A 26,479-nucleotide genomic window follows, 5' to 3' on the forward strand; every position below is an offset into this window, starting at 1 on the left:
TCCAGCATGACTCAGCAACCTCACGTCCATGGCCCTGATTGCGATCACGATCATGATCACGCGCACCACGATCACGACCATGGCCACGTTCACGGGCCGAACTGCGGGCACGCTCACCAGGAGCCGGTGCGCAACGCATTGAAGGACGTGGGCCGCAACGACCCTTGCCCTTGCGGCAACGGCAAGAAATTCAAGAAGTGCCACGGCGCCTGAAGCCGCCTGACGCTGCCCGCTACAGGCCAAGGCCGCGGCATTTGCCTGTAGCGCCCCGCTAGTCCTCGCGTCGCTCGAACGCCAGCACCACCTCGAGCCCGCCGCCCTCGCGATTGCGCAGGGTCATCCGGCCGCCATGGGCCGCCGCGATGGTATGGGCGATGCTCAGTCCCAGGCCATAGCCACCGGTCCCGGCATTGCGCGAGCCCTCGACCCGGTAGAACGGCTCCACCACTTGCTCCAGCAGCGCCTCGGGAACCCCCGGGCCACGGTCGCTGATGACGATACGCAGCAACTGCGGCTGGTCTTCCACCCGCACCACCACTTCGCGACCATAACGCACCGCATTCTCCAGCAGGTTCTGCACGCAGCGCTTGAGGCTGCGGGCATAGCCGGGCAACGGCCGCTGCGCCCAGCCCTCGACGCTGACCGGCTCGCCGATATCCTGCAGGTCCGCCTGCAAACTGCGCAGCAGTGCATTGATATCGATGTTCTGCCGCTCCTCGTTGACTTCCCCGCTGCTGACAAAATCCAGGGTGCTGGAGACCATATGCTCCATGTCTTCCAGGTCCGTGCGAAAACGCTCCTTGACCTGATTGTCCTCCAGCAGCTCGGTGCGCAGGCGCAGGCGGGTGATGGGCGAACGCAGGTCGTGGGAGATCGCCGCCAGGAAGCGCGTGCGCTCGGCGATATTGGCGATCAGCCGTTGCTGCATGACATTGAAGGCCTGGGCCGCCCGACGCACCTCGGTCGGCCCGTCCAGCGGCAGTGGCGGGCGCTGGATATCCCGCCCCAGCGCCTCGGCCGCCCTGGCCAGGGCATTCAGGGGGCGAATCGCCAGGCGCACCGCCAGCAACGCGATGATCACCAGCACTACGACTCGCAGCAGGTAGATACGCATCAGGTAATCGAACAGCACATTCACCGGCGAGGTGCTGGTCCAGCCCTGCTCCTCGCTGGCATCGACCATCAGCCAGCGCCCGTCGGGCAGGCGCAGGTCGATCAGGAAATGGCCGACCGCCGGGTTGCTGCCGAACAGGGTCGGCAACCCCGCCACCTGGCCCTGCTGGTCCAGCACGGATAACTGCAACAGGCGCGCGGTCTGGGTATAACCGGTTTTTTCCGAGAGGACCTTGTTCAACAGACGCTCGGTGCCCTGGTCGGCTTCCTCCAGTTCGTCGGGCAGGTCGCTGGCCTGATCACTCAAGGTCAGATGAAAGTTCGGCGAGTCGATCAGGCCGATCAGGGTGTCGACGCGCTGCGGATCGAGATGGGACAGCCGGACGATATTCGCCAGGCGCGTGGCGATCAGCCGGGTGGGAATCTCCAGCACCTGGCTGTGGCGCACGTCGTACCAGATGCTGCTGGTCACGACCTGGGCCGCCAGCATGCCGGTCACCAGGATCAGCACCAGCCGGCCAAAGAGCGAGCGTGGCCATAACCTCACGACTGCGGGTCCACATCGGTGGCGGTCAACATATAGCCTTCATTGCGCACCGTCTTGATCAGGCCCGGCTCCAGTTGCTGGCGCAGGCGGCTGATGCAGACATCGATGGAGCGGTCGAACGGCGTGCTGTCCTTGTCAAACACATGGTTGAGCAGGAAGTCGCGGCTGAGCGGACGGTTGGGGTGCTGCAGCAACAGGCGCAGGACGCGGAAATCCGAGTTGCCCAGGCTGATCACCAGGCCTTGCGGGGACAATACCTGGCGGGCCCGGGTATCGAGCTGCCAACCGGCGAAGCGGATGGTCGGGACATCGTCGATCCGCGCCCGCTCGGGGAAACTCTGGGCGCGGCGCAACACCACCTTGATACGCACCAGCAGCTCACGGGGATCGAACGGCTTGGGCAGGTAATCGTCGGCGCCCAGCTCCAGGCCGAGGATGCGGTCCACCAGGGTGCCGCGGGCGGTCAGCATGATCACCGGGGTATTGGAGGTCACCCGCAGCTCACGACACAGGCTCAGCCCGTCCTCGCCCGGCAGCATCAGGTCGAGGACGATCAGGTCGATGACATTCAGTTCGAGGCGGCGACGCATTTCCTTGCCGTCACAGGCGGTGGAGGTCTGGTAACCGGCGTTGCTCAGGTACTCGGACAGCAACTGACGGATTTCCGGATCGTCATCGACGATCAACAGGTGATCTGGCTTGGTCATGGAAGAAAGTCAGCATCCGAAAAAAAACTAGGAGATAGCCGAAAGCTCGCGGCGTGTCGGAGTGAAATGTAATGGAATGTGTTGAGGCGCGCTTGTATGCGATTCCAATACAAAGCACGCGCCGCCCGGCGAACCCGGCTCTTTAGACTACCGAATCTAAATAAGATTGATTTCAATTTAGCATAGGTTGTCGCGCATGCCATCGTTGTCCCAGTCCTCCCCTTCACGCCTGCAACCCCTGGCCCTGCCGCGTACGCTGGCCCCCGTTTTCGGCCTGATGGCCATGGGCGCGCTGAGTCCCCAGGCACTGGCCCAGGAGACCGAGGCCCAGGGTACGCTGACCCTGCCCGACCTGAAGGTCGAAGGTGACTACAGCTCGCCCTTCAAGGTCGACCGGGCGAGTTCGGCCAAGCTCAGCCAGCCGCTGCTCGATACCCCGCAAAGCGTCACCATCGTGCCGCAGCAGGTGCTCAAGGAACAGAACGCCCAGACCCTGCAGGAAGTGTTGCGTAACGTGCCGGGGATCACCTTCATGTCCGGCGAGGGCAACCTCGGCTGGGGCGACCTGTTCTCGATCCGCGGTTTTTCCTCGGAGCAGAGCCTGACCGTGGACGGCGTGCGCGATGCCGGCATGTCGACCCGCACCGACACCTTCAACCTGCAGCAGGCCGAGGTGTTCAAGGGCACCGGGGCCATCGAGTCCGGGGTCTCGGCGGTGGGCGGCAGCGTCAACCTGGTCAGCAAGGAGGCCCACCTGGGCGATGCGAACAAGGTTTCGGCCGGGGTCGGCAGCGACAACTACCGACGCCTGACCGCCGATATCAACCATGAGCTGAACGATACCAGCGCCTTGCGCATCAACCTGATGCGCCACTACAACGCCGTGGCCGACCGCGACGATGTCGACTACGACCGCTGGGGTATCGCCACCTCGCTGGGCCTGGGTCTGGGCACCCAGACCCGGGTATTCGTCGACCTGTTCTACCAGAAGGACAACAACACCCCGGACACCGGCCTGCCGATCCAGCGCGGGACCAACGGCGATACCATGCCGGGCGTGAAGCGCTCCAACTGGTACGGCGATTCGAGCCTGTACACCCAGCAGACCGAAACCACTTCGCTGACCGCCCGCCTCGAGCACGACTTCGACAACGATGCCAGGCTCAAGAACCAGATCCGCTGGGAACGCACCGACAACTTTGGCGTACTGTCGCCGGCACGTTTCTTCGCCGCCAACGCCAACGGCCAGAAAACCTGCACCGGCCCCCGTTGCGCGACCTTGGGCTACACCGGGGTCGGTCCGATCAGCCAGGTCCCGGGCTCGACCGTCAATGCCTATCCCGGCTATACCAACAACGGCAACACCGCCTACGGCATCCTGCGGGGTGACGACTTCGGCCAATCGAAGCGCTATACCATCCTCGACAACCAGACCGACTTCAGTTTCGGCTTCAACACCGGCAGCTTCTCCCATGCCGCGGTCAGCGGCATCGAGCTCTACCATGAGACCTACGGCGGCCTGAAGCGCAACGCCGAAGTCCCCACCGGCGACATGCTGTTCAACATGGCCGACCCGCAGCACGACTTCGCCAGCACCTGGGTGACCAAGGGCGAAGGCGATCCGCGCTCGATCATCGACAACGCCGGGGTCTATTTCGGCGATACCGTCACCCTGACCGAGCAATGGCAGGTCCTCGGCTCGCTGCGTTACGACAACTGGCGCGCCCAGACCACCCAGCGCGGCCAGGCCGATATCAAGAGCGACGACGGCGCCCTGAGCGGGCGCGCCGGCGTGGTCTACAAGCCACTGCCCAATGGCAGCATCTATGCCTCCTACAGCGAGGCCGCGGAGCCTTCGGCGGTCGGTGCCTCGACCAACAACCAGATCTACGGCGCCTCGACCACCAGCAACTACACGCCGGCCAAGTCGAAGACCTACGAGGTCGGCACCAAGTGGGATATCGCCCATGACCAGTTGAATGTCACGGCGGCGATCTTCCGTACCGAACTGGAAAACTCCTGGGAGTACCAGGACGGCGAAACCGCGCCGGTACGGGCCTTGCCGGCCAAGCGGGTCGACGGCGTGGAACTCGGCCTGCAGGGCAATATCACCCCGCGCTGGACCGCCTACAGCGGCTTCTCCGCCCTCAAGAGCGTGCAGACCAAGGGCGCCAACAAGGGCGCCGAGGCCAAGAACGTCCCGGACCTGACCGCCAACCTGTGGACCACCTATGCCGTGACCGACGCCCTCAGCCTGAGCTACGGCGCCAACTATGTCGGACGCCGGCGCTACAGCGACAACGAGTACGTCGGTGGCCTGAACAACAACAGCAGCTACGCCAACGGTCCATCGGGGGTCAACGCGATCTACGTCAAGGACAACGAGAAGGCCCCCGGCTACTGGCTGCACAACCTGGCGGCGCAGTACCAGTTCAACCCGCAGACCCGGGTCAACCTGAACCTCAACAACGTCTTCAACACCTTCTACTACAGCCAGATCGGCGCCTCCCTCGACGGCTTCCAGCTGTACGGGATTCCGGGGGCGGGGCGCACGCTCACGGCCAGTGTCGACTATGAGTTCTGAGCCGGCATGCTGATCGAGATTCCCGCCCTGTTCAGCCCCGCCGAGGCCCGCGAGATGGTCGCGGCGCTGCTGGCCGAGCCCTGGATCGACGGCAAGGCCACCGCCGGGCTCGGCTCCGCAAGGGTCAAGCACAACCGGCAGTTGCCGGAAGACTCGGCCCTGGGCATCCGCCTCGGTGAACGCATCCTCGGCCGGCTCTCGGACAACGCGCTGTTCATGTCCGCCGCCCTGCCGAAGAAGATCTACCCGCCGTTGTTCAATCGCTACAGCGACGGCGAGTCGTTCGGCCTGCATGTCGACAACGCCATCCGCGGCCTCAAGGGCGTGCGTGAGCGGGTCCGCACCGACCTCTCCGCGACCCTGTTCCTCGCCGACCCGGCCAGCTACGACGGCGGCGAGCTGGTGATCCGCGACACCTTCGGCGAACACCCGGTCAAGCTGCCCGCCGGACACCTGGTGCTCTACCCCGGCAGCAGCCTGCACAGGATCAACCCGGTCAGCCGTGGCGAACGGATCGCCGGGTTCTTCTGGATCGAGAGCCTGGTCCGCGAAGACAGCCAGCGCAGCCTGTTGCTGGACATGGATGTGGCGATCCAGCGCCTGAGCGCACGACACGCCGACGAAGAATCCCTGCTGCAACTGAGCGGCGCCTACCACAACCTGCTGCGGCGCTGGAGTGACGTCTGATGCGCCGCCTGCCTTTCCCGGAGATATCGTGATGATCAAACCCCGTGCACTGCTGCGCCTGAGTGCCCTGTTCACCGTGTTGCTGCTTGGCCCCGTCGCGGCGGCCTCGGCCCATGAAGTCACCGACGTGCTCGGCCGCAAGGTCGATGTACCGGAGCATGTCCAGCGCGTGGTGCTGGGTGAAGGCCGGCTGATTTCCGCCTTCGCCCTGCTCGACCGCGAGGCGCCGTTCCAGCGCATCGTCGGCTGGCAGAACGACCTGCGCCTGCTCGACCCGCACACCTACGCGGCGTACGCGGCCAAATTCCCGAAGGTCAAGGACATCCCGCTGATCGGCCAGGCCTCGGAGCAGAGCGTCAGCGCCGAAGAGATTCTCAGCCTGAAGCCGGACCTGGCGGTATTCAGCATCTCCGGCCACGGCCCGACCGAACACAGCCCGGTGGCCGATGTGCTGGCCAAGGCCGGCATCGCGGTTCTGTTCGTCGACTTCCGGATCAATCCGATCAAGGGCACCCACGACAGCCTCGACGCCCTGGGCCAGGCCCTCGGCCGCGAGCCACAGGCCAAGGCCTACCTGGATTTCTATGACCGGCACCTGAAGGCGATCACCGACAAGGTCGGCAACCTGCCGGACAGCCAGCGGCCGAAAGTCTTCCTCGAACTGCTGGCCGGGGCCTGGCAGGCACCGGGACACACCACCGGCAAGAGCGGCATGGGTGAAGTGATCCGGACCGTCGGCGGGGTCAATATCGCCGAAGGCGTGGTGCCGGGTGCGCTGGGGGATATCAGTGTCGAATATGCGCTCAAGGCCGATCCGGACCTGTATGTCGCCACCGGCAACCACAAGCCGGGGCTGATCCTCGGTGCCGAGGTCAGCCAGGCCGAAGCGCGCGAAGCCTTCGACGGCGTGCTCGCCCGTCCCGAGTTCAAGAACCTGCGGGCGATCCGCGCGGGCAATGCCCACGGCCTGTGGCATGACTTCTACAACTCTCCCTACAACCTGCTGGCCATCGAAGCCCTGGCCAAGTGGATCCATCCACAGCTGTTCGCCCAGTTGAATCCGCAGGACACCATGGACGCCATGAACCGGCAGTTCCTCGATACGCCGCTCAAGGGCGTGTACTGGATCGACGCCCCAACCCATCAGTGAGGAAAGGGCGCCAAGCCTTCCCTTTGCAGGAGCCGGCAAGCCGGCTCCCACGGGAGAGTGCGACAAGCCTGCATGACGATGAGTACATCCCTGAGTGCTTCTCCCCTGGACCTGGCAAGCGCCAGCCAGGGTTATCGCCGCCTGTTGCTGCGCCGCCTGTGGCTGTTGGTGCTGTTGGGCGGCGCCTTGCTTTGCGCGATCCTGGTCGACCTGGCCAGCGGCCCGTCCGGCATGGGCCTGCCGGCCCTGCTCGACGGCCTGCTGCATCCAGCCCACCTGAGTCTGACCGACCAGGTGATCATCTGGAACGTGCGCCTGCCCTACACCCTGATGGCCGTGCTGGTGGGCTGCGCGTTGTCCCTGGCCGGCGCGGAAATGCAGGCGATCCTCAACAACCCGCTGGCCAGCCCGTTCACCCTGGGCGTGTCTTCCGCCGCGGCCCTCGGCGCCTCGCTGGTGATCGTGTTTCCGATCTCCAGCGCCTGGCTGTCGAACAACGCGGCGATTTCGCTGTCGGCCTTTGTCTTCGCCGCCGCCTCGGTGTTTCTCCTGCAAGCCATGTCGCGACTGCGCGGCGCCGGGGTGGAAAGCCTGGTGCTGTTCGGTATCGCCCTGGTGTTCAGTTGCAACGCGGTGGTGGCGCTGCTGCAACTGGTCGCCACCGAGGACGTGCTGCAACAACTGGTGTTCTGGACCCTGGGCAGCGTGACCCGGGCCAACTGGGACAAGCTGGGCATCCTCGCGCTGGTGATAGTCGTGGTCATGCCCTTCTCCTTTGCCGCCGCGCCACGCATGACCCTGCTGCGCATGGGTGAGGATCGCGCGATGAGTTTCGGTGTCGATGTGAAGCGCCTGCGTTTCGCCTCGCTGCTGCGCATCAGCCTGCTGTCGGCGACGGCGGTGGCGTTTGTCGGCACCATCGGCTTTATCGGCCTGGTGGGTCCGCATATCGCGCGGATCCTGGTGGGCGAAGACCAACGTTTCCTGCTGCCCGCCAGCGCCCTGGTCGGCGCCTTGCTGCTGTCGCTGTCGTCGATTGCCAGCAAACTGATCATGCCCGGGGTGATAGTGCCGGTGGGGATTGTCACGGCACTGGTCGGCGTACCGATCTTCGTGCTGCTGGTGTTCAAGCGCGGGAGGCAGCTATGAGCGAGCAGGAACACGGCCTGCGGGTCGAGCATGCGCTGATCGGCTACGGGCGGCGCCAGGTGGTGCGCGACCTGAGCCTGCCGATGCTGCAACCCGGTACCCTGACGGCCCTGATCGGCCCCAACGGTGCCGGCAAGTCGACCCTGTTGCGCGGGATCGCCGGCCTGGAAAAGATGAGCGGCGCCGTGCGCCTGCAAGGTGAAGACCTGACCCGCCTGTCGGTCGCCGAACGGGCGCGTCGGGTGACCTACATGCCGCAGAACCTGCCGCCCGGCCTGAGCCTGAGCGTGCTGGAAAGCGTGATCGCAGCCCTGCGCGTCGGTCAGTTGTCCAGCGCCGAATGCCTGGACGAAGCGTTCAAGGCCCTGCAGCGCATCGGCATCACCCACCTGGCGGACCAGTGGTTGAGCACCTTGTCCGGCGGCCAGCGCCAACTGGTCAGCCTGGCGCAGTTGATCGCCCGGCGACCGAAGGTAATGTTGCTGGACGAACCCACCAGCGCCCTGGATCTCAACTACCAGTTGAAAGTCATGGCCTGCGTGCAGTCACTGGTGCGCGAACACCGGTTGATCGCCGTGGTGGTGCTGCACGATATCAACCTCGCCGCGCGTTATGCCGACAACCTCGCGGTGCTGCGCCAGGGACAACTGTTCGCCAGCGGCGCCCCCGGGGATATTCTCGATACCCGCCTGTTCGCCGAGGTATATGGCGTGCGGGCAAGGATCGAACGTTGCTCGCGGGACACCCTGCAAGTCCTGGTGGACGAAGCCGTCGGCTAGCCGTTCACAGCAACTCGCCGCTGGACACCACCGTCGCGTACTCGCCATGCAGGTTGCCCAGGGACATGGCGTGCACCTCCCGGGCGCTGCGCGGTTGGCCGAAGAAGTCGGCTTTGTCGAAGGTGTAGCAGGCATCTTCGACCACCCAGGTGGCAAACCCCAGGTTGCCGGCGGTGCGCGCCGTCGCCTCCACGGAGTTGTGGGTGGCGACGCCGACGATGACCAACTGGTCGATGCCCGCCTCTTGCAGACGGATCTGCAGGCCGGTGGCGCAAAAGGCATCCGGCACCTCCTTCTGCACCAGCCACTCCCCCGCCAACGGTCGAAACCGCTCCTGGAACTCCACCCCGGACTGTCCCGGCCAGAACACCGACTCCGGCGAGCGGGACAGATGCTGCACATGGATCACCGGGCGAGCGTTGGCGCGCCAGTGGTGCAGCAACCCGGCGATACGATCTTCGGCCTGCGGATTGTTCCGTGGTCCGAGTCGCGGCTGAAGAATGCCCTGCTGCTGATCGATGACGATCAATGCCGCGCGGTCCCCGATAGCCACCATCCCCTGTGCCCTCGTTATCTGTCCTGGAGACTCGCAGTTGAGCACCAAGAGCGTTCATCGGACAAGTCATCGGGCGTAAAACACTCCGGATTGCGCAAAACTCGAAAATAAGCGCAGCCCCCGTCTTGCGCGGCTTCCTCCTGCTCACTAACGTAGCGCCTTTACTGACGCTACCCCCGCAGGAGCCTTGCCATGGCCTCGCCAGCCTTTCCCCCTTTTCTTCACAAATGTGGCGTTGCCGCCGCCGTGGCAGGCCTGCTCGGCCTGGGCGGCTGCCAGGCCTGGAACACCCAGGACAGCCTGCCGCCGACCTCCGGCGTGCAACCGCTCAAGGGACTGGCGCAGAACGTGTCGGTGCGGCGCAATGCCGTCGGCATACCGTTGATCGAAAGCAACACCTTCCATGACGCGCTGTTCACCCTCGGCTACGTCCACGCCAGCGACCGTATCACCCAGATGGTCACCCTGCGCCTGCTGGCCCAGGGTCGCCTCGCGGAGATGAACGGTGCCGATGCCCTGGATACCGACCGGTTCATGCGCGCGGTCAACCTGAAGAAAAGTGCCGGCGAGCTGTACAACGCTGCGTCGCCGCGGCTCAAGCGCTTCTTCGAAGTCTATGCGCGGGGCGTCAACGCCTACCTGTTCCGCTACCGCGACAAGCTGCCGGCGGATCTGGCCCAGAGCGGCTATACGCCCGAATACTGGAAGCCGGAAGATTCCGCGCTGATTTTCTGCCTGCTGAATTTCCAGCTCTCGGCCAACCTGCCGGAAGAGATCTCGTCGCTGCTGATCGCGCAGAAGGTCGGTATCGACAAGCTCGCCTGGCTGACCCCGACCGCGCCGGACGAACCCCTGCCCCAGGCTGATGCGGACAAGCTCAAGGGCGTGGCCCTGAGCCAGATTGCCGGGCTGGGCGCCGTCGGCAAGGCTGCCGGACAAGTGGCGGCACTCAACGGCTTCGGCGCCGGCACTTCGACCAACTGGGCCATCGGCCCGCAACGCAGCCGCAGCGGCAAAAGCCTGCTGGCCGCCGACCTGCAACAACCGACCAGCGCCCCCGCGGCCTGGAACTACGTGCAGATCCGCGCGCCGAAATACCAGGCCGCCGGCGCCTCGATTGCTGGCCTGCCGGCGATCCTTTCCGGCTTCAACGGCAAGGTGGCCTGGAGCATGGCCGCGGTACTCGGCGACAACCAGGACCTGTTCCTGGAAAAACTCAAGCGCCAGGGCAATGCGCTCTACTACGAAGCCGACGGCAAATGGCTGCCGGCCATCGTGCGCAACGAAACCTTCTTTATCAAAGGCCAGCGTTCGATCCGCGAAACCGTTTTCGAAACCCGCCACGGACCCCTGCTCAACAGTGCCCTGGGCGATACACCGCTGGCCAACGGTTATGGCCTGGCATTGCAGACCCCGTCGCTCAAGGACGACAAGAGCCTCGATGCGTTCTTCGACCTGTCCCGGGCACAGACCACCGAGAAAGCATCGGACGCCAGCCGCGAGATCCGCGCCATCGCCCTGAACATGATCTTCGCCGACGCCAGCAATATCGGCTGGCAGGTCACCGGTCGCTACCCGAACCGGCGCGAAGGCGAAGGGCTGTTCCCGTCGCCGGGCTGGGACAGCCGCTTCGACTGGGACGGCTATGCCGACGCGATGCTTCACCCCTACGACCAGGACCCGCAGCAGGGCTGGCTGGGCACGGCGAACCAGCGCACGGCGGCCAAGGGCTACGGCATGCAACTGTCCAACTCCTGGTATTACCCGGAGCGTGGCGAACGCCTGGCGGAACTGGCCGGCTCCGGCAAGCAGGACACCCGCAGCGTCATCGCGATGCAGTACGACCAGAGCACCACCTTCGCCAACAAGCTGAAGAAGATGTTCGAGGCCCCGGGCATGGCCCAGCCGCTCAAGCAGGCCATCGATGCGCTGCCCGAAGTCGAGCGTGGCAAGGCTCGGGAAGCCTTCAGCCGCCTGATGGCGTTCGACGGCAAGCTCAGCCCGACTTCGGCCGATGCCGCGCTGTATGAGCTGTTCCTGCAGGAAAGCCTGAAACAGATCTTCCTCGACAAGCTCGGCCCGGAAAACGGACCGGTATGGCAGGCATTTATCGCCAATGGCCGGCTCTCCTACTCGGCCCAGGCCGATCACCTGCTGGGGCGCGAAGACAGCCCGTTCTGGGATGACAGCCGCACCCCACAGAAAGAAGACAAGCCAGCCATCCTGGCGCGCAGCCTGGCGGCGGCGATCACGGCCGGCGACAGCCAGCTGGGGGCCGACCACAAGGCCTGGCAATGGGGCAAGCTGCACCGTTATGAGTGGAAGAACGCCAGCGGCCAGGTAATCCGTGGTCCGATCCAGGCCGGTGGCGACCATACCACCCTGAACACTGCGGCCTACCTGTGGGGCGGTTCGAATTTCGATACCACCCTGGCGCCGGCGCTGCGGCTGATCGTCGACTTCGGCCAGATCGAGCCGATGATGGGCCAGCAAAGCCCCGGCCAGTCCGGCAACCCGGCTAGCCCGTACTATGCCAATGGCATCGATGGCTGGTTGAAGGCGCAATATGTCAGCTTCCCCATGCAGCCGCAGAACCTCGACAAGGCCTACGGCACTACACGCCTGACGCTGACGCCGGGCAAGTAATCCCGGCATGATCGTTCCCGCGCGCAGCAAAGGCATGCAAGCAGTAACGCTGCGCGTCACGACAGCGGACGCAGAGCGTGCGGAGAGGTGTTCCCACCCAGAGCGTGGGAACGATCTTCCATAGCGTTATCGCACCAATATGGCGCACTTGTTTTTTGCTGCCCGATTTCGGGCATGATTAGCTGGCTCGTAGCCATATTCCTGCCTTTTAAAACGCTCGTTCGGGACTCTGGTTCGGAAATTGCTACTTTTACCGAGTCATACGCGTTCCAGTAACAGTACTTAGTGCGCCACAAGCGCTCATCTTGGTTTTTAGGGATTGAATAATGAAAAAAGCATTGCTGACCCTTTCTGCACTGGCTCTCTGCATGGCCGCCGGCGTCGCCACGGCCAAGGAATACAAGGAACTGCGCTTTGGCGTGGACCCGTCCTACGCGCCGTTCGAATCCAAGGCCGCCGACGGCAGCCTGGTTGGCTTCGACATCGACCTGGGCAACGCCATCTGCGCCGAGCTGAAGGTCAAGTGCAAATGGGTCGAAAGTGACTTCGACGGCATGATCCCCGGCCTCAACGCCAACAAATTCGACGGCGTGATCTCGTCGATGACCGTGACCGAAGCCCGCCAGAAAGCCATCGACTTCTCCAGCGAGCTATTCTCCGGCCCGACGTCCCTGGTGTTCAAAAAAGGTGCAGGCTACTCCACGCCTGAGTCCCTCAAGGGCAAATCCGTGGGTTACGAGCAAGGCACCATCCAGGAAGCCTACGCCAAGGCCGTGCTGGACAAGGCTGGCGTGACCACCAAGGCCTACGCCAACCAGGACCAGGTCTATGCCGACCTGGTCTCCGGTCGCCTCGACGCCTCGGTCCAGGACATGCTCCAGGCCGAGCTGGGCTTCCTGAAGTCGCCGGCCGGTGCTGGCTACGAAGTCAGCAAGGCAATCGACGATCCGCTGCTGCCGGCAAAAACCGCCGTCGGTATCAAAAAAGGTAACAAAGACCTCAAGGCACTGCTGGATAAAGGTATCGAAGCGTTACACAAGGACGGCAAGTACGCCGAAATCCAGAAAAAACACTTTGGCGATCTGAACCTGTATAGCGGGAAATAATCCCCTGGGCGCCCCCTCGACGGGGGCGCTTTCTTGACAGCCAAAGGCATCTGTTCATGTTCGACAACCTCCTGCAAACCCTGGGGCTTTCCGCCTTCAGCCTGAGGGGCTTCGGCCCGATCCTGCTGGATGGCACCTGGATGACCATCAAATTATCGATACTGTCGCTGCTGGTGAGCGTCCTGCTCGGCCTGCTCGGCGCCAGTGCCAAACTCTCCAGCATCTCCCTGCTGCGGATTCCGGCCCAGCTCTACACCACGCTGATTCGCGGGGTGCCCGATCTGGTGCTGATGCTGCTGATTTTCTACAGCCTGCAAACCTGGCTCTCCACCCTGACGGACGCCATGGAGTGGGAATACATCGAAATCGACCCGTTCGCCGCCGGGGTCATCACCCTGGGCTTCATCTACGGTGCGTATTTCACCGAAACCTTTCGCGGGGCGATTCTCGCCGTGCCGCGCGGTCAGCTCGAAGCCGCCACCGCCTATGGCCTGACCCGTGCCCAGCGCTTCCGCTTCGTGACCTTCCCGCAGATGATGCGCTTCGCCCTGCCGGGCATCGGCAACAACTGGATGGTGATCCTCAAGGCCACCGCGCTGGTCTCGATCATCGGCCTCGCCGACCTGGTCAAGGCCGCCCAGGATGCCGGCAAGAGCACCTATCAACTGTTCTATTTCCTGGTACTCGCCGCCTTGATCTATCTGCTTATCACCAGTGCCTCGAACTATGTCCTGCGCTGGCTTGAACGGCGTTATGCCGCCGGTGCCCGGGAGGCCGTACGATGATCGAACTCCTCGAACAATACTGGCGTCCGTTCCTCTACAGCGACGGCCAGCACATCACCGGCCTGGCGATGACCCTGTGGCTGCTCAGCGCCTCGATCTTCATCGGCTTCCTCGTATCGATCCCGCTGTCCATCGCCCGCGTCTCGCCCAAGCGCCGTATCCGCTGGCCGGTGGAGTTCTATACCTACCTGTTCCGGGGCACGCCGCTGTATATCCAGCTGCTGATCTGCTACACCGGGATCTACAGCCTGGAAGCGGTGCGCAACCAGCCGCTGCTCAATTCGTTCTTCCGCGACGCGATGAACTGCACCATCCTCGCCTTCGCCCTGAACACCTGCGCCTACACCACGGAGATCTTCGCCGGGGCGATCCGCAGCATGAACCATGGTGAAGTCGAAGCGGCCAAGGCCTACGGTCTCAGCGGCTGGAAGCTCTATGCCTACGTGATCATGCCATCAGCCCTGCGTCGCTCGCTGCCGTACTACAGCAACGAAGTGATCCTGATGCTGCACTCCACCACCGTGGCCTTTACCGCGACCATCCCGGATATCCTGAAGATCGCCCGGGACGCCAACTCGGCGACCTACATGACCTTCCAGTCGTTCGGCATCGCCGCGGTGATCTACCTGGCGATCACCTTCACCCTGGTCGGCCTGTTCCGGCTGGCCGAGCGCCGCTGGCTGGCCTTCCTCGGCCCGGCTCACTAGGACTCCCGCGCATGCGTCATGTCACTCACGATCTGCTGGCCCCCGTACCGGGCACCGCCCGCCAGATCCATAGCTTTCACTTCGGTCCGGAACAGGCCGGGCGCAAGGTCTATGTCCAGTCGTCCCTGCATGCCGACGAACTGCCCGGCATGCTGGTGGCCTGGCATCTGAAGCAGCGCCTGGGCGAACTGGAACGGGACGGCCGCCTGCGCGGCGAAATCGTGCTGGTGCCGGTAGCCAACCCTGTCGGCCTGGAACAGGTGCTGATGGATGTGCCCCTGGGTCGCTACGAGCTGGAAAGCGGGCAGAACTTCAACCGCTGGTTCATCGACCTCAGCGACGAGATCGGCAATCAGCTGGAAACCCTGCTCAACGATGACCCGCAGCACAACCTGCGGCTGATTCGCCAACTGCTCAAGGCCGCATTGGCGGCCGAAGTGCCGGCCACCCAGCTGCAATCCCAGCGCCTGGCCCTGCAGCGCATCGCCTGCGATGCCGACATGGTGCTCGACCTGCATTGCGACTTCGAAGCCGTGGCCCACCTGTACACCACGCCCGAAGCCTGGCCGCAGGTGGAACCGCTGGCACGCTACATCGGTTCCGAAGCCAGCCTGCTGGCGACCGACTCGGGCGGCCAGTCGTTCGACGAATGCTTCACCCTGCTCTGGTGGGACTTGCAGCAACGCTTCGGCGATCGCTTCGCCATCCCCCAGGGCAGCTTCTCGGTGACCGTCGAGCTGCGCGGCCAGGGCGATGTCAATCACCCGCTGGCGGGCCTCGACTGCCAGGCGATAATCGACTACCTGACCCACTTCGGCATCATCGAGGGCGATGTCGCGCCCCTGCCGGAGTTGCCGTACCCGGCCACGCCGCTGGCCGGCGTGGAGCCGGTCGCCACCCCCGTGGGCGGACTGCTGGTGTTCAGCGCCCTGCCGGGGCAATACCTGGAGGCCGGGCAACTGATCGCCGAGGTCATCGACCCGATCAGCGACCGCGTCACCCCCATTCATTGCAGCACCGCGGGCCTGCTCTACGCCCGCTCGCTGCGCCGCATGGCGACCGCCGGTATGGTCGTCGCCCATGTTGCCGGCCGCGAGGCCTATCGCAGCGGCTATCTACTTTCTCCTTGAGGTGCCCATGTACAAACTGACCATTGAAGGCCTGCACAAGAGCTATGGCGAACACCAGGTGCTCAAGGGCGTTTCGCTGAAGGCCAAGACCGGTGACGTGATCAGCCTGATCGGTGCCAGCGGCTCGGGAAAGAGTACCTTCCTGCGCTGCATCAACTTCCTGGAAACGCCCAATGACGGCGCCATGAGCCTCGACGGCCAGGTGATCCGCATGGTCAACGACAAGCACGGCATGCGCGTGGCCGACGACGCCGAGCTGCAGCGCCTGCGCACCCGCCTGGCGATGGTGTTCCAGCACTTCAACCTGTGGAGCCACATGAGCGTGCTGGAAAACATCACCATGGCCCCGCGCCGGGTGCTGGGTGTCAGCAAGAAGGACGCCGAGGAGCGCGCCCGCCGCTATCTGGACAAGGTCGGCCTGCCGGCCCGGGTTGCCGACCAGTACCCGGCGTTTCTCTCCGGCGGCCAGCAGCAGCGCGTGGCGATTGCCCGCGCATTGGCCATGGAACCGGAAGTGATGCTGTTCGACGAGCCGACCTCGGCCCTCGATCCGGAGCTGGTGGGCGAAGTGCTGAAGGTGATCCAGGGCCTGGCCGAAGAAGGCCGGACCATGATCATGGTCACCCACGAAATGAGCTTTGCGCGCAAGGTCTCGAGCCAGGTGCTGTTCCTGCACCAGGGCCTGGTGGAAGAACAGGGCGCGCCGGACGATGTGCTGGGCAATCCGCAAAGCGAGCGGCTGCGCCAGTTCCTCAGCGGCAACCTGAAGTAACCCCTCGCCCCTGAAAAGGTCACTGTGGGAAGACCCCGCACTGTAGGAGCCGGCTTGCTGGCGATCCGCCGCAGGCGGCCATTCCACAAGAATGCCAGCGACCGTGCGAGCGCTATCGCCAGCAAGCCGGCTCCCACCAAAGCACAGCCCTGCACTGGAGGGGCTGTGCCGTCAGTTGTGGGCGGCCTGCCAGGGGTAGGCCAGCCACTTCTGCAGCCGCTTGGCAAAGCGCCCGCTTTCCATGTCCTGGTGCAGCCACTGGTCGACGTACTGCTTGAGCACGATGTCCCGGGGCAGCAGCATGGCCTTCTCGGAAAAGTCGAAAGGCTGGTCCGGATGCACCGCGCACAGTTCCGGATGCAGTTTCTGCTGCACCAGCGTCTCCACCGCATCGGTCATCATCAGGTCGGCCTTGCCGTCGACGATCTGCTGGAAGATGGTGACATTGTCCTCGTGCATCACGATCTGCGCCTGCTTGAGATTGGCCCGGGCGAACTTCTCATTGGTCCCGCCGGGGTTGACGATGGCCCGCACTTGCGGCCGGTCGATCTGCTCCAGGGTCTGGAACGCCTGCTGCCGTGAACAGAGGGTGATCGGCGTCTTGCCGTCACGCTGGTAAGGCTGCGAGAAGAACGCCTGCTTCTGACGCTCCATATTCACCGAGATGCCACTGATGCCAAGGTCGAAGCGATCGGCCTGCAAATCGCTCATCAGCGTCGGCCAGGTGGTCGGCACCAGTTCCAGGCGCACGCCCAGGGAACTCGCCAGGCCTTCGGCCAGTTCGATATCCAGGCCGATAAAACGCTCGCTCGTCTTGTAGCTGAAGGGTTTGTAATCCCCCGTGGTGCCGACCCGCAGCACGCCCTGCTGGAGAATCTGGTCCAGTCGGCTGAAGGCCAGTTGCTGGGGCACGGGAGGGATCGGCTGTGCGGCTTCGGCGGCGGTACCGGCCAGCAGCAGCGCGGCGAGCAGGACTCGGGAAAAACCCGAGGGAATGGAAAACGTCATAGGCGGCCCTTTTTATAGTCTGGTATCCATGGGTGCGCTGGAAGCACTGGAGCAGACTACCTGCAAGGGCTCGGGCAAGCGACCCTCGGACAGCCTGGCGCCATCCGCGGGTCGGGGCTTCACCCCATCAGGCGACCGGAACGGGTGGGGGCTCGTCGGGCAGGGTCGGCTCGCCCGGCTCGGTGGGTTGCTCGTTGGGGGTGTCGGGATCGGGCTGGCCCGGAATGCCCCCGGCCAGGCTGTGGGGATGAGCCAGCAACGACCAGGCCAGCAGGCCCACTTGATTGGGTTCCAGTTTCGCCAGCTGGGCGCTGATGCTTGGATCGATCTTCATGGGCAACTCCTGAACGTTGTGGCCCGGCCGGCCTTGCGCCAACCGAGGCGGTACACCCAATAGAGTGTGCCACCGTCCAGGAATTCCCTCGGGGGCAGCGCCCTTCGTCAGGTGCGCGGCAGGGTCACGCCGCGCTGGCCCTGATACTTGCCGCCGCGGTCCTTGTAGGAGACTTCACACTCTTCGTCGGATTCCAGGAACAACATCTGCGCCACGCCTTCGTTGGCATAGATCTTCGCCGGCAGCGTGGTGGTGTTGGAGAACTCGAGTGTCACGTGGCCTTCCCACTCGGGTTCCAGCGGGGTGACGTTGACGATGATGCCGCAGCGGGCATAGGTGCTCTTGCCCAGGCAGATGGTCAGCACATTGCGCGGAATCCGGAAGTATTCGACGGTACGGGCCAGGGCGAAGGAGTTCGGCGGGATGATGCAGACGTCGCTCTTGATGTCGACGAAGCTCTTCTCATCGAAGTTTTTCGGATCGACGGTCGCCGAGTTGATATTGGTGAACACCTTGAATTCATCGGCGCAACGCACGTCGTAGCCATAGCTCGACACCCCGAAGGAAATCAGTCGGTCAGCGCCTTCGCCACGCATCTGGCGCTCGACGAAGGGTTCGATCATGCCGTGCTCTTGCGCCATGCGGCGAATCCACTTGTCCGATTTGATGCTCATGGCGGGTGTCCTGAATAGCGAGGTGGAGAAATTCTGTCCGGCATCTTACCGGGGCGCGGCGCGGGGTTCAAAGTCCGCCGCCGATTTGCGCCAAAATAGCCTTGCCGCAGCGGCCCGCCGAGCAGCGTCAGGCCGCTGAACGGAGGCGCTTGCGGGCCCCGCCGGCCGCCGTCAGTCATGAAATAGGCGAAACCTTGGCAAAGACCATTGGCACGTTCCGGAAAAAGGGTTAAGGTGGCGCCACTGTGCTGCTTGTGTCACTGAGAATCTCTACACGATGTTGAATTTCGATCCAACCATCTCCAAGAATTTTTCCTGCTCTTTGCACTCAGTCTCGGCCAGGGCTTTTCCTGAGTCGCAGTTAACTTTGTCCAAGGAGACATCAAATGTCTAATCGCCAAACCGGTACCGTTAAGTGGTTCAACGATGAAAAAGGCTTCGGCTTCATCACTCCACAATCCGGTGACGATCTGTTCGTACACTTCAAAGCAATCCAATCCGACGGCTTCAAGAGCCTGAAAGAAGGCCAACAGGTTTCTTTCATCGCTACCCGCGGTCAGAAAGGCATGCAAGCTGAAGAAGTTCAAGTTATCTAACTTGTCCTGATCCAGTAAAAAGCCCCGCTCTCTCACGAGACGCGGGGCTTTTTTGTGGGCGGGTGTTTTTGTCGGCGCCTGCAAGGCATCAGCCCATATGCCACAAAACCGTGGGAGCCGGCTTGCTGGCGATGGCGGCTTATCAGACAACAGCGATGTCGACTGTCAGGTTGCAATCGCCAGCAAGCCGGCTCCTACGGGTACTGCATTCCACCTCGATCGAGGTGGACTGGTATCAGTCGTCGCTGATGGTGATGTTCGGCATCGCCTGGCTGCCCGCTTCCTGCAACACAATCCGCGCGCCCACGTGCCGTGCCAGTTCCTGGTAGACCATGGCGATCTGGCCATCGGGATCGGCGGCCACGGTCGGCTTGCCGCCATCGGCCTGCTCACGGATGACCATCGACAGCGGCAACGACGCCAGCAGTTCGACGCCATACTGCGAAGCCAGCTTCTCGCCACCGCCCTCGCCGAACAGGTGCTCGGCATGACCGCAGTTGGAACAGATATGCACCGCCATGTTTTCCACGACGCCCAGCACCGGAATATTCACCTTGCGGAACATCTCCACGCCCTTGCGCGCATCGAGCAGGGCCAGGTCCTGCGGCGTGGTGACGATCACCGAGCCGGCCACCGGGACTTTCTGCGCCAGGGTCAGCTGGATGTCGCCAGTGCCCGGCGGCATGTCGATCACCAGGTAATCCAGGTTGCCCCAGTCGGTCTGGGTCACCAGTTGCAGCAGTGCGCCGGAGACCATCGGCCCGCGCCAGACCATCGGTGTGTTGTCGTCGGTCAGGAACGCCATGGACATCACTTCCACACCGTGGGATTCGATGGGCACGAACCACTTCTGGTCCTTGATCTTCGGCCGGGTGCCTTCGGCAATGCCGAACATCACGCCCTGGCTCGGGCCATAGATGTCCGCATCGAGAATCCCCACCCGCGCGCCTTCACGGGCCAGCGCCAGCGCGAGGTTGGCTGCCGTGGTGGACTTGCCCACGCCGCCCTTGCCCGACGCCACCGCTACCACGTTCTTCACGTTGGCCAGGCCGGGAATCTGCGCCTGGGCCTTGTGCGCGGCGATCACGCACTCGATCTCGACCTTGGCCGAGGCCACGCCGTCGAGGCCTTCGATCGCCATTTGCAGCATCTGCGCCCAACCGCTCTTGAACAGGCCGGCGGCATACCCCAGCTCGAGCCGGACGCTGACACGGTCAGCCTGGATATCGATGGCCTTCACGCACCCGGCGCTGAGCGGATCCTGGTTCAGATAAGGGTCGGTGTACTGGCGAAGGACGGCCTCCACCGCTGCGCGATTGACTGCGCTCATGGGCAACTCCCGAAAAAGACTGAGTAAAACAGGCAGCTATCGTAACCGTTCTGAACAGCCGAAAGCAGGTTCCGACAGCAATTGTGGCGGTCGGGCCCGCCGCCGGGTCCTCGCCAGGGGTGAATTATGTGCGCCGGCGCTTTATAGTGTTCGGTCTCCGTTTCACTTCAAGTAGCCGAGCCCCATGTCCGAGCCACGCCAGATCCTCGTCACCAGCGCCCTGCCCTATGCCAATGGTTCCATTCACCTTGGCCACATGGTCGAGTATGTCCAGACGGACATGTGGGTGCGCTTCCAGAAGCACCGCGGCAACCAATGCATCTACGTCTGCGCTGACGACGCCCACGGCTCGGCCATCATGTTGCGCGCGGAAAAGGAAGGCATCACCCCGGAACAGCTGATCGCCAACGTCCAGGTCGAGCACAGCACCGACTTCGCCGACTTCCTGGTGGAGTTCGACAACTTCCACTCGACCCATGCCGAAGAAAACCGCGAACTGTCGACGCAGATCTACCTGCGCCTGCGCGAGGCCGGGCATATCGCCACGCGCTCGATCACCCAGTATTTCGACCCGGAAAAGCAGATGTTCCTGGCGGACCGCTTCATCAAGGGCACCTGCCCGAAATGTGGCACCGAAGACCAGTACGGCGACAACTGCGAGAAATGCGGCGCCACCTACGCTCCCACCGACCTGAAAGATCCGAAATCGGCGATTTCCGGTGCGACCCCGGTGCTCAAGGACTCCCAGCACTTCTTCTTCAAGCTGCCGGACTTCCAGGCCATGCTGCAGACCTGGACCCGCAGCGGCTCCCTGCAGGACGCCGTGGCGAACAAGATCGCCGAGTGGCTGGATGCCGGCCTGCAGCAGTGGGATATCTCCCGCGACGCACCGTATTTCGGTTTCGAGATCCCCGATGAGCCGGGCAAGTACTTCTATGTCTGGCTGGACGCGCCGATCGGCTACATGGCCAGCTTCAAGAACCTCTGCGCACGCCGCCCGGACCTGGACTTCGACGCGTTCTGGGGCAAGGACTCCACCGCCGAGCTGTACCATTTCATCGGCAAGGACATCGTCAACTTCCACGCCCTGTTCTGGCCGGCCATGCTCGAAGGCGCGGGCTACCGCAAGCCGACCGGGATCAACGTGCATGGCTACCTGACCGTCAACGGCCAGAAAATGTCCAAGTCCCGTGGCACCTTTATCAAGGCCCGCACCTACCTCGACCACCTGTCGCCGGAATACCTGCGCTACTACTACGCAGCCAAGCTGAGCAAGGGTGTCGACGACCTCGACCTGAACCTCGAAGACTTCGTGCAGAAGGTCAACTCGGACCTGGTCGGCAAGGTGGTGAATATCGCCAGCCGTTGCGCCGGGTTTATCCACAAGGGCAACGCCGGCGTGCTGGTCGCGGGTAACGCCGCCCCGGAACTGACCGACGCGTTCCTCGCCGCCACCCCGAGCATCGCCGAAGCCTACGAGGCCCGCGACTTTGCCCGGGCAATGCGTGAAATCATGGCCCTGGCCGACCGCGCCAACGCCTGGATCGCCGACAAGGCACCGTGGTCCCTGGCCAAGCAGGAAGGCAAGCAGGATGAGGTCCAGGCCGTCTGCGCCGTGGGCATCAACCTGTTCCGCCAGTTGATCATCTTCCTCAAGCCGGTGCTGCCGCTGCTGGCCGCTGATGCCGAGGCGTTCCTCAACGTCGCGCCGCTGACCTGGAATGACCACGCCACCCTGCTCGGCAACCATCAGTTGAACGAGTTCAAGCCGCTGATGACCCGCATCGACCCGGTAAAAGTGCAGGCCATGACCGACGCCTCGAAGGAAGACCTCGCCGCCAGCCAGACCGACACCGGCAGCGCCGCCCCGCAAGGCAACGGCGAACTGACGAAGGACCCGCTGTCGGCGGAGATCGACTTCGACACCTTCGCCGCCGTCGACCTGCGCGTCGCGCTGATCGTCAAGGCCGAAGCGGTCGAGGGCGCGGACAAATTGCTGCGCCTGACCCTGGATATCGGCGACGAGCAACGCAATGTGTTCTCCGGCATCAAGAGCGCCTACCCGAACCCGGCCGAGCTGGAAGGTCGCCTGACCATGATGATCGCCAACCTCAAGCCGCGGAAAATGCGTTTCGGCATCTCCGAAGGCATGGTGATGGCTGCCGGCCCCGGCGGCGAGGAAATCTACCTGCTGAGCCCGGACAACGGCGCCAAGCCCGGACAGCGGATCAAGTAAGCCCCTCCCTGCCCCGCGAGCCACGCACAATCGTGGCTCGCGACGCTTCATAACTAGTGCAGCCCGCCTCCTTGCCGGATAATCACTGCTATCCGTTCACCCGGCACGATCATGACCGACCTTCTTCTCATCCTTGTCAGCGCCGCCTTGATCAACAACGTCGTGTTGCAATGGCCGTTGGCCGTCGATCCGCTGTTGCAGGCGACACGCGCGCCAGGAACCGAACGACGCAAGCTGCACGCACTGGGTATCGCCACCACCTGGCTGATGCTGGTCGCCACCCTGCTGAACTACAGCCTCTATCACCTGCTGCTGTTGCCGCTGGACCTGGGCGCCCTGCAATTGCTGGTGTTCCTGCCGCTCAGCGTCGCGCTGATCGGCCCGAGCCTCAAGCTGTTGGCGCGCTGGCTACCGGGCCTGCCTTTCGACGGGCTCTGGCCGCTGCTGCTGGCAAACGCCGGCATCCTCGGCCTGGCCCTGACCAGCACGCAGAACGACCATGGCGCGGGCCACGCGGCCCTGCTCGGCCTGGGCACGGGGCTGGGTTTCTGGCTGGTCCTGGGACTATTCAACGACCTGCGCCAACGCACCTATCATGAAGAAGTGCCCCTGCCGTTTCGCGGGCTGCCGATCGAACTGATCAGCGCCGGCCTCATTGCATTGGCCTTTCTCGGCTTCAACGGACTGGTCAAACCATGAGTCTGATTCGACATATCGACGCGCTGCTGCCACAGACCCAATGCGGCAAATGCGGTCATCCGGGCTGCCACCCCTACGCCGAAGGGATCGCCCGGGGCGAGCCCATCAACAAGTGCCCGCCGGGCGGCAGTGAAACCATTGCCGCCCTCGCCGGCCTGCTGCGGGTGCCCGTGCTGGAACTGGACCCGGAGCGCGGCACCGCGCCCGCCCAGGTCGCCTTTATCCGCGAGGCCGAGTGCATCGGCTGCACCAAGTGCATCCAGGCGTGCCCGGTGGATGCCATCGTCGGCGCGGCCAAACTGATGCATACGGTGATCATCGATGAATGCACCGGTTGCGACCTGTGCGTCGCGCCGTGTCCGGTGGACTGCATTGAAATGCACCCGCTGCCGCTGGCCGAGGTCGTCCCGATTGTCGGCGGCCTGGCCTTCAATGCCGAACAACAGCAGGCCCGCAGCGAAAAGCGCAAGCGTGCCCGTCGTCGCTTCGACCAGCGCAATACGCGCCTGCACGCCGAAGAAGAACGCCGCCACGCCGAACGCCAGGCGCGCGTGCCGCGCCCGACGCAGACGGACAGCGGGACCAGCGATCCGGTCAAGGCCGCCCTGGAGCGGGTCAAGGCGCAAAAAGCGCTCGACTCCGACGCCGCGCTGAAAAAAGCCCGGATCGACCTGGCCATGAGCCGGGCGCAGTTGAACAAATCATTGAAGGCCTTCGGTCATCCGCCCATTGCCGAACAGGCCGCCCAACTGGTCATCCTCCAGCAGCAGTTCGAGGCCGCGGAACAGGCCCTGGCCCGCCTGGAAAGCAGTGCACCGCCTCCCGTCCCCGCCGCCCCCGGGGACGCCGAACTCAAGCGCGCGAAGATCCAGTTGGCCATGCGCCGCGCCGAACTGGGCAAGCTGCAGCGGGATCCGGAAACCTCGGGGCAGGCGCTGGAAGACGCCCAGCGTCGGCTCGAGGAAGCCCAGCGCCAGGTCGACGCCCATGCTACGCCGTGAAGCCGGCGCAGAGCCGGACGAGCGCCTCCAGCAAGCCATGCGCTGGGTGCTGCTCGCCACGCTGCCCGCTGCCCTGACCCTGTTCCTGTGGTACGGCTGGGGCGTGCTGATCAACCTGCTGCTGTGCGCGATCACCGCGCTGCTGGTGGAGGCCGGCGTGTTGCGCCTGCGGGTACGACCGATCCGACCGGCATTGATGGACGGCAGTGCCCTGGTCAGCGCCACGCTGCTGGCACTGGCATTGCCGCCCTACAGCCCCTGGTGGCTGCCGGTGTTTGCCAGCGCCGGCGCCCTGCTGGCGGGCAAACACCTGTATGGCGGAGTCGGCAGGAACCCCTTCAATCCGGCAATGCTGGGCTATGCCCTGGCGCTCGTGGCGTTTCCACAATCCATGACCCACTGGCCCGCCTCCCATGGAATGGACCTGCTGGGCGGCTTGCAGCAGGTACTGGGCTTTCATCTCGCCGGGCAGCCGGATGCCTGGGCCCAGGCGACCGCCCTGGATACGCTGCGGATCAACAAGAGCCTGACGATGGAGGAACTGTTCGCCACCCAGGGCGCGTTCGGCCACTGGGGCGGCAAAGGAGCCGAATGGGTCAACCTGGCCTTTCTGACCGGCGGCCTGTTTCTGCTGAAACAACGGGTGTTCAGCTGGCACGCCCCGGTCGGAATGCTCGGCAGCCTGTTCCTCATCAGCCTGGTCTGCTGGAATGGCTCCGGCTCGGACTCCAACGGTTCGCCAGTGTTTCACCTGCTGAGCGGCGCCACCATGATCGGCGCGTTCTTCATCGCCACCGAACCGGTTTCAGGCCCCAGGAGTGCCAGGGCCCGGCTGCTGTTCGGCGCCGGCATCGGGCTGCTCACCTACATCATCCGCACCTGGGGCGGCTACCCCGATGGCGTGGCCTTCGCGGTGCTGCTGATGAACCTGATGGTCCCGACGCTGGAGCGCTGGTCCTTGCCCCGCTCTAAGCGGGTGGCGCCATGAGCAGAACACGCTCGCTGTTTGTCCTGACACTGCTGGCGGCGCTGGTCGCCGGCCTGACCTGGGAACTGCACCAGCAGGCGACACCACGAATCCAGGCGCAGCAGCAGGCGATTCAGACCCGGGCCCTGGCGCAGGTGCTGCCGGCCGGCGAGTATCGGCAGGAACCACTGGCACTGAGCGCTGAGCCGTTGCCCCACAGCAGCCTGATACGCGGCTATCGGATGCTGCAGCAGGGGCAACCGGTGGCAGTGATACTCCAGAGCACCGCCCAGGGTTATGGCGGCCCTGTCGAACTGCTGGTCGGCATCGGCGCGAGCGGCAAACTGCTGGGGGTGAAAACCCTGTCGCACAAGGAGACACCGGGACTGGGCGGCAGGATCGCCGAAGAAGGCAATGCCTGGCTGAGTGGATTTCTCGGAAAGTCCCGGAGCGACACACCCGACGCGGCGTGGGACCTGAAACAGGACGGCGGGCAATTCGATTCGATGGCCGGGGCGACGATTACCTCCCGGGCAGCGCTCAACGCGATTCACGATGCCCTGCGTTATTTTGACGAACACCGGGATCAACTGCTGGGAGGCAGCGGCCATGAATAGCACCAGGTTGTTGCCGGGCTCACTGATGCTCCCGCCCCTGCTCGGAGCCAGCGACTTGCTGGTCAAGGCGATCTCGTTATGGCTGGCGAGCGTGGCCGTGGTCCTGATCTATACGGCAACGGGTCGCGCGCTGAAGCCCTGGATCCACCCGGAACTGGTGTGGCCGGCACATGTTCTGCTGGCGGCCGGTAGTGTCAGCCTGGTGTCCCTGGGACTGCAAGCCTGGTCCTGGGAGCTCTGTCAGGCCCTGGGTATCTACCTGGCGCTGCTCAGCGTGCAGTGCCTGGCGCTCGAGCACCTGGGCTTCTTCCAACCGGGCAGGCTGAACGACAGTATCCGCCTGTTCGCGGGCTTCGGCGTCCTGCTGGCCAGCCTGGGCCTGCTGCGCGAGCTACTGGCGAACGGTACGCTGCTGGATCATCTGCAATGGTGGACCGGAGCCGCCAGCCACGGCCCCATCACCTTGTTCGCCGCCGAGAACGGCCTGCACCTTGCAGGACTGGTCCCGGGAGCCTTCCTCCTGCTGGGCCTGCTGCTGGCCGGAAAAAAAGCCTGGACCCTGCGTTCAACCTCAAACCAAGTGCTTCAAAGGAAATGAC

26 protein-coding genes are annotated in these 26,479 nt (G+C 64.1%); 19 read left to right on the forward strand and 7 right to left on the reverse strand.

Going from position 1 to position 26,479, the window contains the following annotated elements; all coding sequences use genetic code 11:
• The first annotated feature begins 6 nt into the window (after positions 1-6).
• Positions 7-213 carry an SEC-C metal-binding domain-containing protein gene (locus KI243_RS26115; protein ID WP_083875319.1) on the forward strand — a complete coding sequence of 69 codons (207 nt, stop codon included), beginning with the start codon at positions 7-9 and terminating at the stop codon, positions 211-213.
• Positions 214-271: 58 nt separating this feature from the next.
• Here the strand turns inward: KI243_RS26115 and KI243_RS26120 are convergent, their stop codons facing one another.
• Both KI243_RS26120 and KI243_RS26125 read right to left on the reverse strand, forming a co-directional pair.
• Positions 272-1,660 carry an ATP-binding protein gene (locus KI243_RS26120; protein WP_177084410.1) on the reverse strand — a complete coding sequence of 463 codons (1,389 nt, stop codon included), beginning with the start codon at positions 1,658-1,660 and terminating at the stop codon, positions 272-274.
• Positions 1,657-2,367, reverse strand: coding sequence for a response regulator transcription factor (locus tag KI243_RS26125; RefSeq protein WP_017126282.1), 711 nt, complete (start codon positions 2,365-2,367; stop codon positions 1,657-1,659). The genes KI243_RS26120 and KI243_RS26125 overlap by 4 nt, the downstream gene beginning before the upstream one ends.
• A 196-nt stretch (positions 2,368-2,563) precedes the next feature.
• On the opposite strand from KI243_RS26125, the gene KI243_RS26130 reads away from it, so the two are divergent.
• The 5 genes from KI243_RS26130 (at position 2,564) to KI243_RS26150 (ending at position 8,716) form a co-directional block, all read left to right on the forward strand.
• Positions 2,564-4,951 carry a TonB-dependent receptor gene (locus tag KI243_RS26130; protein ID WP_017126283.1) on the forward strand — a complete coding sequence of 796 codons (2,388 nt, stop codon included), beginning with the start codon at positions 2,564-2,566 and terminating at the stop codon, positions 4,949-4,951.
• 6 nt (positions 4,952-4,957) lie between these two features.
• Positions 4,958-5,638 carry a Fe2+-dependent dioxygenase gene (locus tag KI243_RS26135; RefSeq protein ID WP_017126284.1) on the forward strand — a complete coding sequence of 227 codons (681 nt, stop codon included), beginning with the start codon at positions 4,958-4,960 and terminating at the stop codon, positions 5,636-5,638.
• A gap of 31 nt (positions 5,639-5,669) precedes the next feature.
• Positions 5,670-6,788, forward strand: a complete 1,119-nt coding sequence (locus KI243_RS26140; RefSeq protein ID WP_212810063.1) for an ABC transporter substrate-binding protein — start codon at positions 5,670-5,672, stop codon at positions 6,786-6,788.
• A 90-nt stretch (positions 6,789-6,878) separates the two neighbouring features.
• A complete protein-coding gene (locus tag KI243_RS26145; RefSeq protein ID WP_177084588.1) occupies positions 6,879-7,937 on the forward strand; it encodes an iron ABC transporter permease in 1,059 nt (352 codons plus the stop codon).
• Positions 7,934-8,716: an ABC transporter ATP-binding protein gene (locus KI243_RS26150; RefSeq protein ID WP_212810064.1), complete on the forward strand. Its 783-nt coding sequence runs from the start codon at positions 7,934-7,936 to the stop codon at positions 8,714-8,716. Before KI243_RS26145 ends, KI243_RS26150 begins: the two co-directional genes overlap by 4 nt.
• A gap of 4 nt (positions 8,717-8,720) precedes the next feature.
• Here the strand turns inward: KI243_RS26150 and KI243_RS26155 are convergent, their stop codons facing one another.
• A complete protein-coding gene (locus KI243_RS26155; protein ID WP_177084402.1) occupies positions 8,721-9,272 on the reverse strand; it encodes a cysteine hydrolase family protein in 552 nt (183 codons plus the stop codon).
• A 192-nt stretch (positions 9,273-9,464) separates the two neighbouring features.
• On the opposite strand from KI243_RS26155, the gene KI243_RS26160 reads away from it, so the two are divergent.
• The 6 genes from KI243_RS26160 to KI243_RS26185 all read left to right on the forward strand — a co-directional run bounded on the left by KI243_RS26160 (position 9,465) and on the right by KI243_RS26185 (position 16,418).
• A complete protein-coding gene (locus tag KI243_RS26160; RefSeq protein WP_017126289.1) occupies positions 9,465-11,918 on the forward strand; it encodes a penicillin acylase family protein in 2,454 nt (817 codons plus the stop codon).
• 326 nt (positions 11,919-12,244) lie between these two features.
• Positions 12,245-13,024 carry a transporter substrate-binding domain-containing protein gene (locus KI243_RS26165; protein WP_042935322.1) on the forward strand — a complete coding sequence of 260 codons (780 nt, stop codon included), beginning with the start codon at positions 12,245-12,247 and terminating at the stop codon, positions 13,022-13,024.
• A 56-nt stretch (positions 13,025-13,080) separates the two neighbouring features.
• Entirely contained in the window at positions 13,081-13,809 is a 729-nt protein-coding gene (locus KI243_RS26170) for an ABC transporter permease (protein WP_017126291.1), read from the forward strand.
• Positions 13,806-14,516 (forward strand): ABC transporter permease, encoded by a 711-nt coding sequence (locus tag KI243_RS26175; protein WP_017126292.1) that lies wholly within the window; start codon positions 13,806-13,808, stop codon positions 14,514-14,516. The genes KI243_RS26170 and KI243_RS26175 overlap by 4 nt, the downstream gene beginning before the upstream one ends.
• Positions 14,517-14,527: 11 nt before the next feature.
• Complete coding sequence (locus KI243_RS26180; protein WP_177084400.1) at positions 14,528-15,646, forward strand: succinylglutamate desuccinylase/aspartoacylase family protein; 1,119 nt, start codon at positions 14,528-14,530, stop codon at positions 15,644-15,646.
• Positions 15,647-15,653: 7 nt separating this feature from the next.
• Positions 15,654-16,418, forward strand: coding sequence for an ATP-binding cassette domain-containing protein (locus tag KI243_RS26185; protein ID WP_017126294.1), 765 nt, complete (start codon positions 15,654-15,656; stop codon positions 16,416-16,418).
• Between the two features lie 171 nt (positions 16,419-16,589).
• Here the strand turns inward: KI243_RS26185 and KI243_RS26190 are convergent, their stop codons facing one another.
• The 3 genes from KI243_RS26190 to dcd all read right to left on the reverse strand — a co-directional run bounded on the left by KI243_RS26190 (position 16,590) and on the right by dcd (position 18,434).
• Positions 16,590-17,426 carry a transporter substrate-binding domain-containing protein gene (locus KI243_RS26190; protein ID WP_017126295.1) on the reverse strand — a complete coding sequence of 279 codons (837 nt, stop codon included), beginning with the start codon at positions 17,424-17,426 and terminating at the stop codon, positions 16,590-16,592.
• 127 nt (positions 17,427-17,553) lie between these two features.
• Positions 17,554-17,760 carry a hypothetical protein gene (locus KI243_RS26195; RefSeq protein WP_017126296.1) on the reverse strand — a complete coding sequence of 69 codons (207 nt, stop codon included), beginning with the start codon at positions 17,758-17,760 and terminating at the stop codon, positions 17,554-17,556.
• A gap of 107 nt (positions 17,761-17,867) precedes the next feature.
• A complete protein-coding gene (dcd, locus tag KI243_RS26200; protein WP_017126297.1) occupies positions 17,868-18,434 on the reverse strand; it encodes a dCTP deaminase in 567 nt (188 codons plus the stop codon).
• A gap of 386 nt (positions 18,435-18,820) precedes the next feature.
• On the opposite strand from dcd, the gene KI243_RS26205 reads away from it, so the two are divergent.
• Positions 18,821-19,030, forward strand: coding sequence for a cold-shock protein (locus KI243_RS26205; RefSeq protein ID WP_002554837.1), 210 nt, complete (start codon positions 18,821-18,823; stop codon positions 19,028-19,030).
• Positions 19,031-19,265: 235 nt separating this feature from the next.
• On the opposite strand, the gene apbC is transcribed toward KI243_RS26205, so the two are convergent.
• Complete coding sequence (gene apbC / locus KI243_RS26210; protein WP_177084396.1) at positions 19,266-20,360, reverse strand: iron-sulfur cluster carrier protein ApbC; 1,095 nt, start codon at positions 20,358-20,360, stop codon at positions 19,266-19,268.
• A 184-nt stretch (positions 20,361-20,544) separates the two neighbouring features.
• On the opposite strand from apbC, the gene metG reads away from it, so the two are divergent.
• The 6 genes from metG (at position 20,545) to KI243_RS26240 (ending at position 26,478) form a co-directional block, all read left to right on the forward strand.
• Complete coding sequence (gene metG, locus KI243_RS26215; protein WP_177084394.1) at positions 20,545-22,596, forward strand: methionine--tRNA ligase; 2,052 nt, start codon at positions 20,545-20,547, stop codon at positions 22,594-22,596.
• Between the two features lie 111 nt (positions 22,597-22,707).
• Positions 22,708-23,295: an Rnf-Nqr domain containing protein gene (locus tag KI243_RS26220; protein ID WP_177084384.1), complete on the forward strand. Its 588-nt coding sequence runs from the start codon at positions 22,708-22,710 to the stop codon at positions 23,293-23,295.
• A complete protein-coding gene (rsxB, locus tag KI243_RS26225; protein WP_177119167.1) occupies positions 23,292-24,296 on the forward strand; it encodes an electron transport complex subunit RsxB in 1,005 nt (334 codons plus the stop codon). The genes KI243_RS26220 and rsxB overlap by 4 nt, the downstream gene beginning before the upstream one ends.
• Positions 24,283-25,284, forward strand: a complete 1,002-nt coding sequence (locus KI243_RS26230) for an RnfABCDGE type electron transport complex subunit D (RefSeq protein ID WP_103033030.1) — start codon at positions 24,283-24,285, stop codon at positions 25,282-25,284. Before rsxB ends, KI243_RS26230 begins: the two co-directional genes overlap by 14 nt.
• Positions 25,281-25,880, forward strand: coding sequence for an RnfABCDGE type electron transport complex subunit G (locus KI243_RS26235; RefSeq protein WP_017126304.1), 600 nt, complete (start codon positions 25,281-25,283; stop codon positions 25,878-25,880). The genes KI243_RS26230 and KI243_RS26235 overlap by 4 nt, the downstream gene beginning before the upstream one ends.
• Positions 25,873-26,478 carry an Rnf-Nqr domain containing protein gene (locus tag KI243_RS26240; RefSeq protein ID WP_042935325.1) on the forward strand — a complete coding sequence of 202 codons (606 nt, stop codon included), beginning with the start codon at positions 25,873-25,875 and terminating at the stop codon, positions 26,476-26,478. The genes KI243_RS26235 and KI243_RS26240 overlap by 8 nt, the downstream gene beginning before the upstream one ends.
• The last annotated feature ends 1 nt before the right edge of the window (position 26,479 follow it).

The organism is Pseudomonas sp. Ost2 (assembly GCF_018326065.1).
GTDB classification, from domain to species: Bacteria; Pseudomonadota; Gammaproteobacteria; order Pseudomonadales; family Pseudomonadaceae; genus Aquipseudomonas; species Aquipseudomonas gingeri.

Bases quoted from the DNA above. Each gene is read 5' to 3' on its own strand.
- KI243_RS26115 (WP_083875319.1), top strand. From the start codon at position 7: ATGACTCAGCAACCTCACGTCCATGGCCCTGATTGCGATCACGATCAT.
- KI243_RS26140 (WP_212810063.1), top strand. From the start codon at position 5,670: ATGATCAAACCCCGTGCACTGCTGCGCCTGAGTGCCCTGTTCACCGTG.
- KI243_RS26240 (WP_042935325.1), top strand. From the start codon at position 25,873: ATGAATAGCACCAGGTTGTTGCCGGGCTCACTGATGCTCCCGCCCCTG.
- KI243_RS26155 (WP_177084402.1), bottom strand. From the start codon at position 9,272: ATGGTGGCTATCGGGGACCGCGCGGCATTGATCGTCATCGATCAGCAG.
- KI243_RS26220 (WP_177084384.1), top strand. From the start codon at position 22,708: ATGACCGACCTTCTTCTCATCCTTGTCAGCGCCGCCTTGATCAACAAC.
- KI243_RS26235 (WP_017126304.1), top strand. From the start codon at position 25,281: ATGAGCAGAACACGCTCGCTGTTTGTCCTGACACTGCTGGCGGCGCTG.
- KI243_RS26180 (WP_177084400.1), top strand. From the start codon at position 14,528: ATGCGTCATGTCACTCACGATCTGCTGGCCCCCGTACCGGGCACCGCC.
- KI243_RS26170 (WP_017126291.1), top strand. From the start codon at position 13,081: ATGTTCGACAACCTCCTGCAAACCCTGGGGCTTTCCGCCTTCAGCCTG.
- KI243_RS26160 (WP_017126289.1), top strand. From the start codon at position 9,465: ATGGCCTCGCCAGCCTTTCCCCCTTTTCTTCACAAATGTGGCGTTGCC.
- KI243_RS26135 (WP_017126284.1), top strand. From the start codon at position 4,958: ATGCTGATCGAGATTCCCGCCCTGTTCAGCCCCGCCGAGGCCCGCGAG.
- KI243_RS26165 (WP_042935322.1), top strand. From the start codon at position 12,245: ATGAAAAAAGCATTGCTGACCCTTTCTGCACTGGCTCTCTGCATGGCC.
- KI243_RS26125 (WP_017126282.1), bottom strand. From the start codon at position 2,367: ATGACCAAGCCAGATCACCTGTTGATCGTCGATGACGATCCGGAAATC.
- KI243_RS26130 (WP_017126283.1), top strand. From the start codon at position 2,564: ATGCCATCGTTGTCCCAGTCCTCCCCTTCACGCCTGCAACCCCTGGCC.
- KI243_RS26205 (WP_002554837.1), top strand. From the start codon at position 18,821: ATGTCTAATCGCCAAACCGGTACCGTTAAGTGGTTCAACGATGAAAAA.
- KI243_RS26175 (WP_017126292.1), top strand. From the start codon at position 13,806: ATGATCGAACTCCTCGAACAATACTGGCGTCCGTTCCTCTACAGCGAC.
- KI243_RS26195 (WP_017126296.1), bottom strand. From the start codon at position 17,760: ATGAAGATCGATCCAAGCATCAGCGCCCAGCTGGCGAAACTGGAACCC.
- metG (WP_177084394.1), top strand. From the start codon at position 20,545: ATGTCCGAGCCACGCCAGATCCTCGTCACCAGCGCCCTGCCCTATGCC.
- apbC (WP_177084396.1), bottom strand. From the start codon at position 20,360: ATGAGCGCAGTCAATCGCGCAGCGGTGGAGGCCGTCCTTCGCCAGTAC.
- KI243_RS26190 (WP_017126295.1), bottom strand. From the start codon at position 17,426: ATGACGTTTTCCATTCCCTCGGGTTTTTCCCGAGTCCTGCTCGCCGCG.
- KI243_RS26150 (WP_212810064.1), top strand. From the start codon at position 7,934: ATGAGCGAGCAGGAACACGGCCTGCGGGTCGAGCATGCGCTGATCGGC.
- KI243_RS26230 (WP_103033030.1), top strand. From the start codon at position 24,283: ATGCTACGCCGTGAAGCCGGCGCAGAGCCGGACGAGCGCCTCCAGCAA.
- KI243_RS26185 (WP_017126294.1), top strand. From the start codon at position 15,654: ATGTACAAACTGACCATTGAAGGCCTGCACAAGAGCTATGGCGAACAC.
- dcd (WP_017126297.1), bottom strand. From the start codon at position 18,434: ATGAGCATCAAATCGGACAAGTGGATTCGCCGCATGGCGCAAGAGCAC.
- rsxB (WP_177119167.1), top strand. From the start codon at position 23,292: ATGAGTCTGATTCGACATATCGACGCGCTGCTGCCACAGACCCAATGC.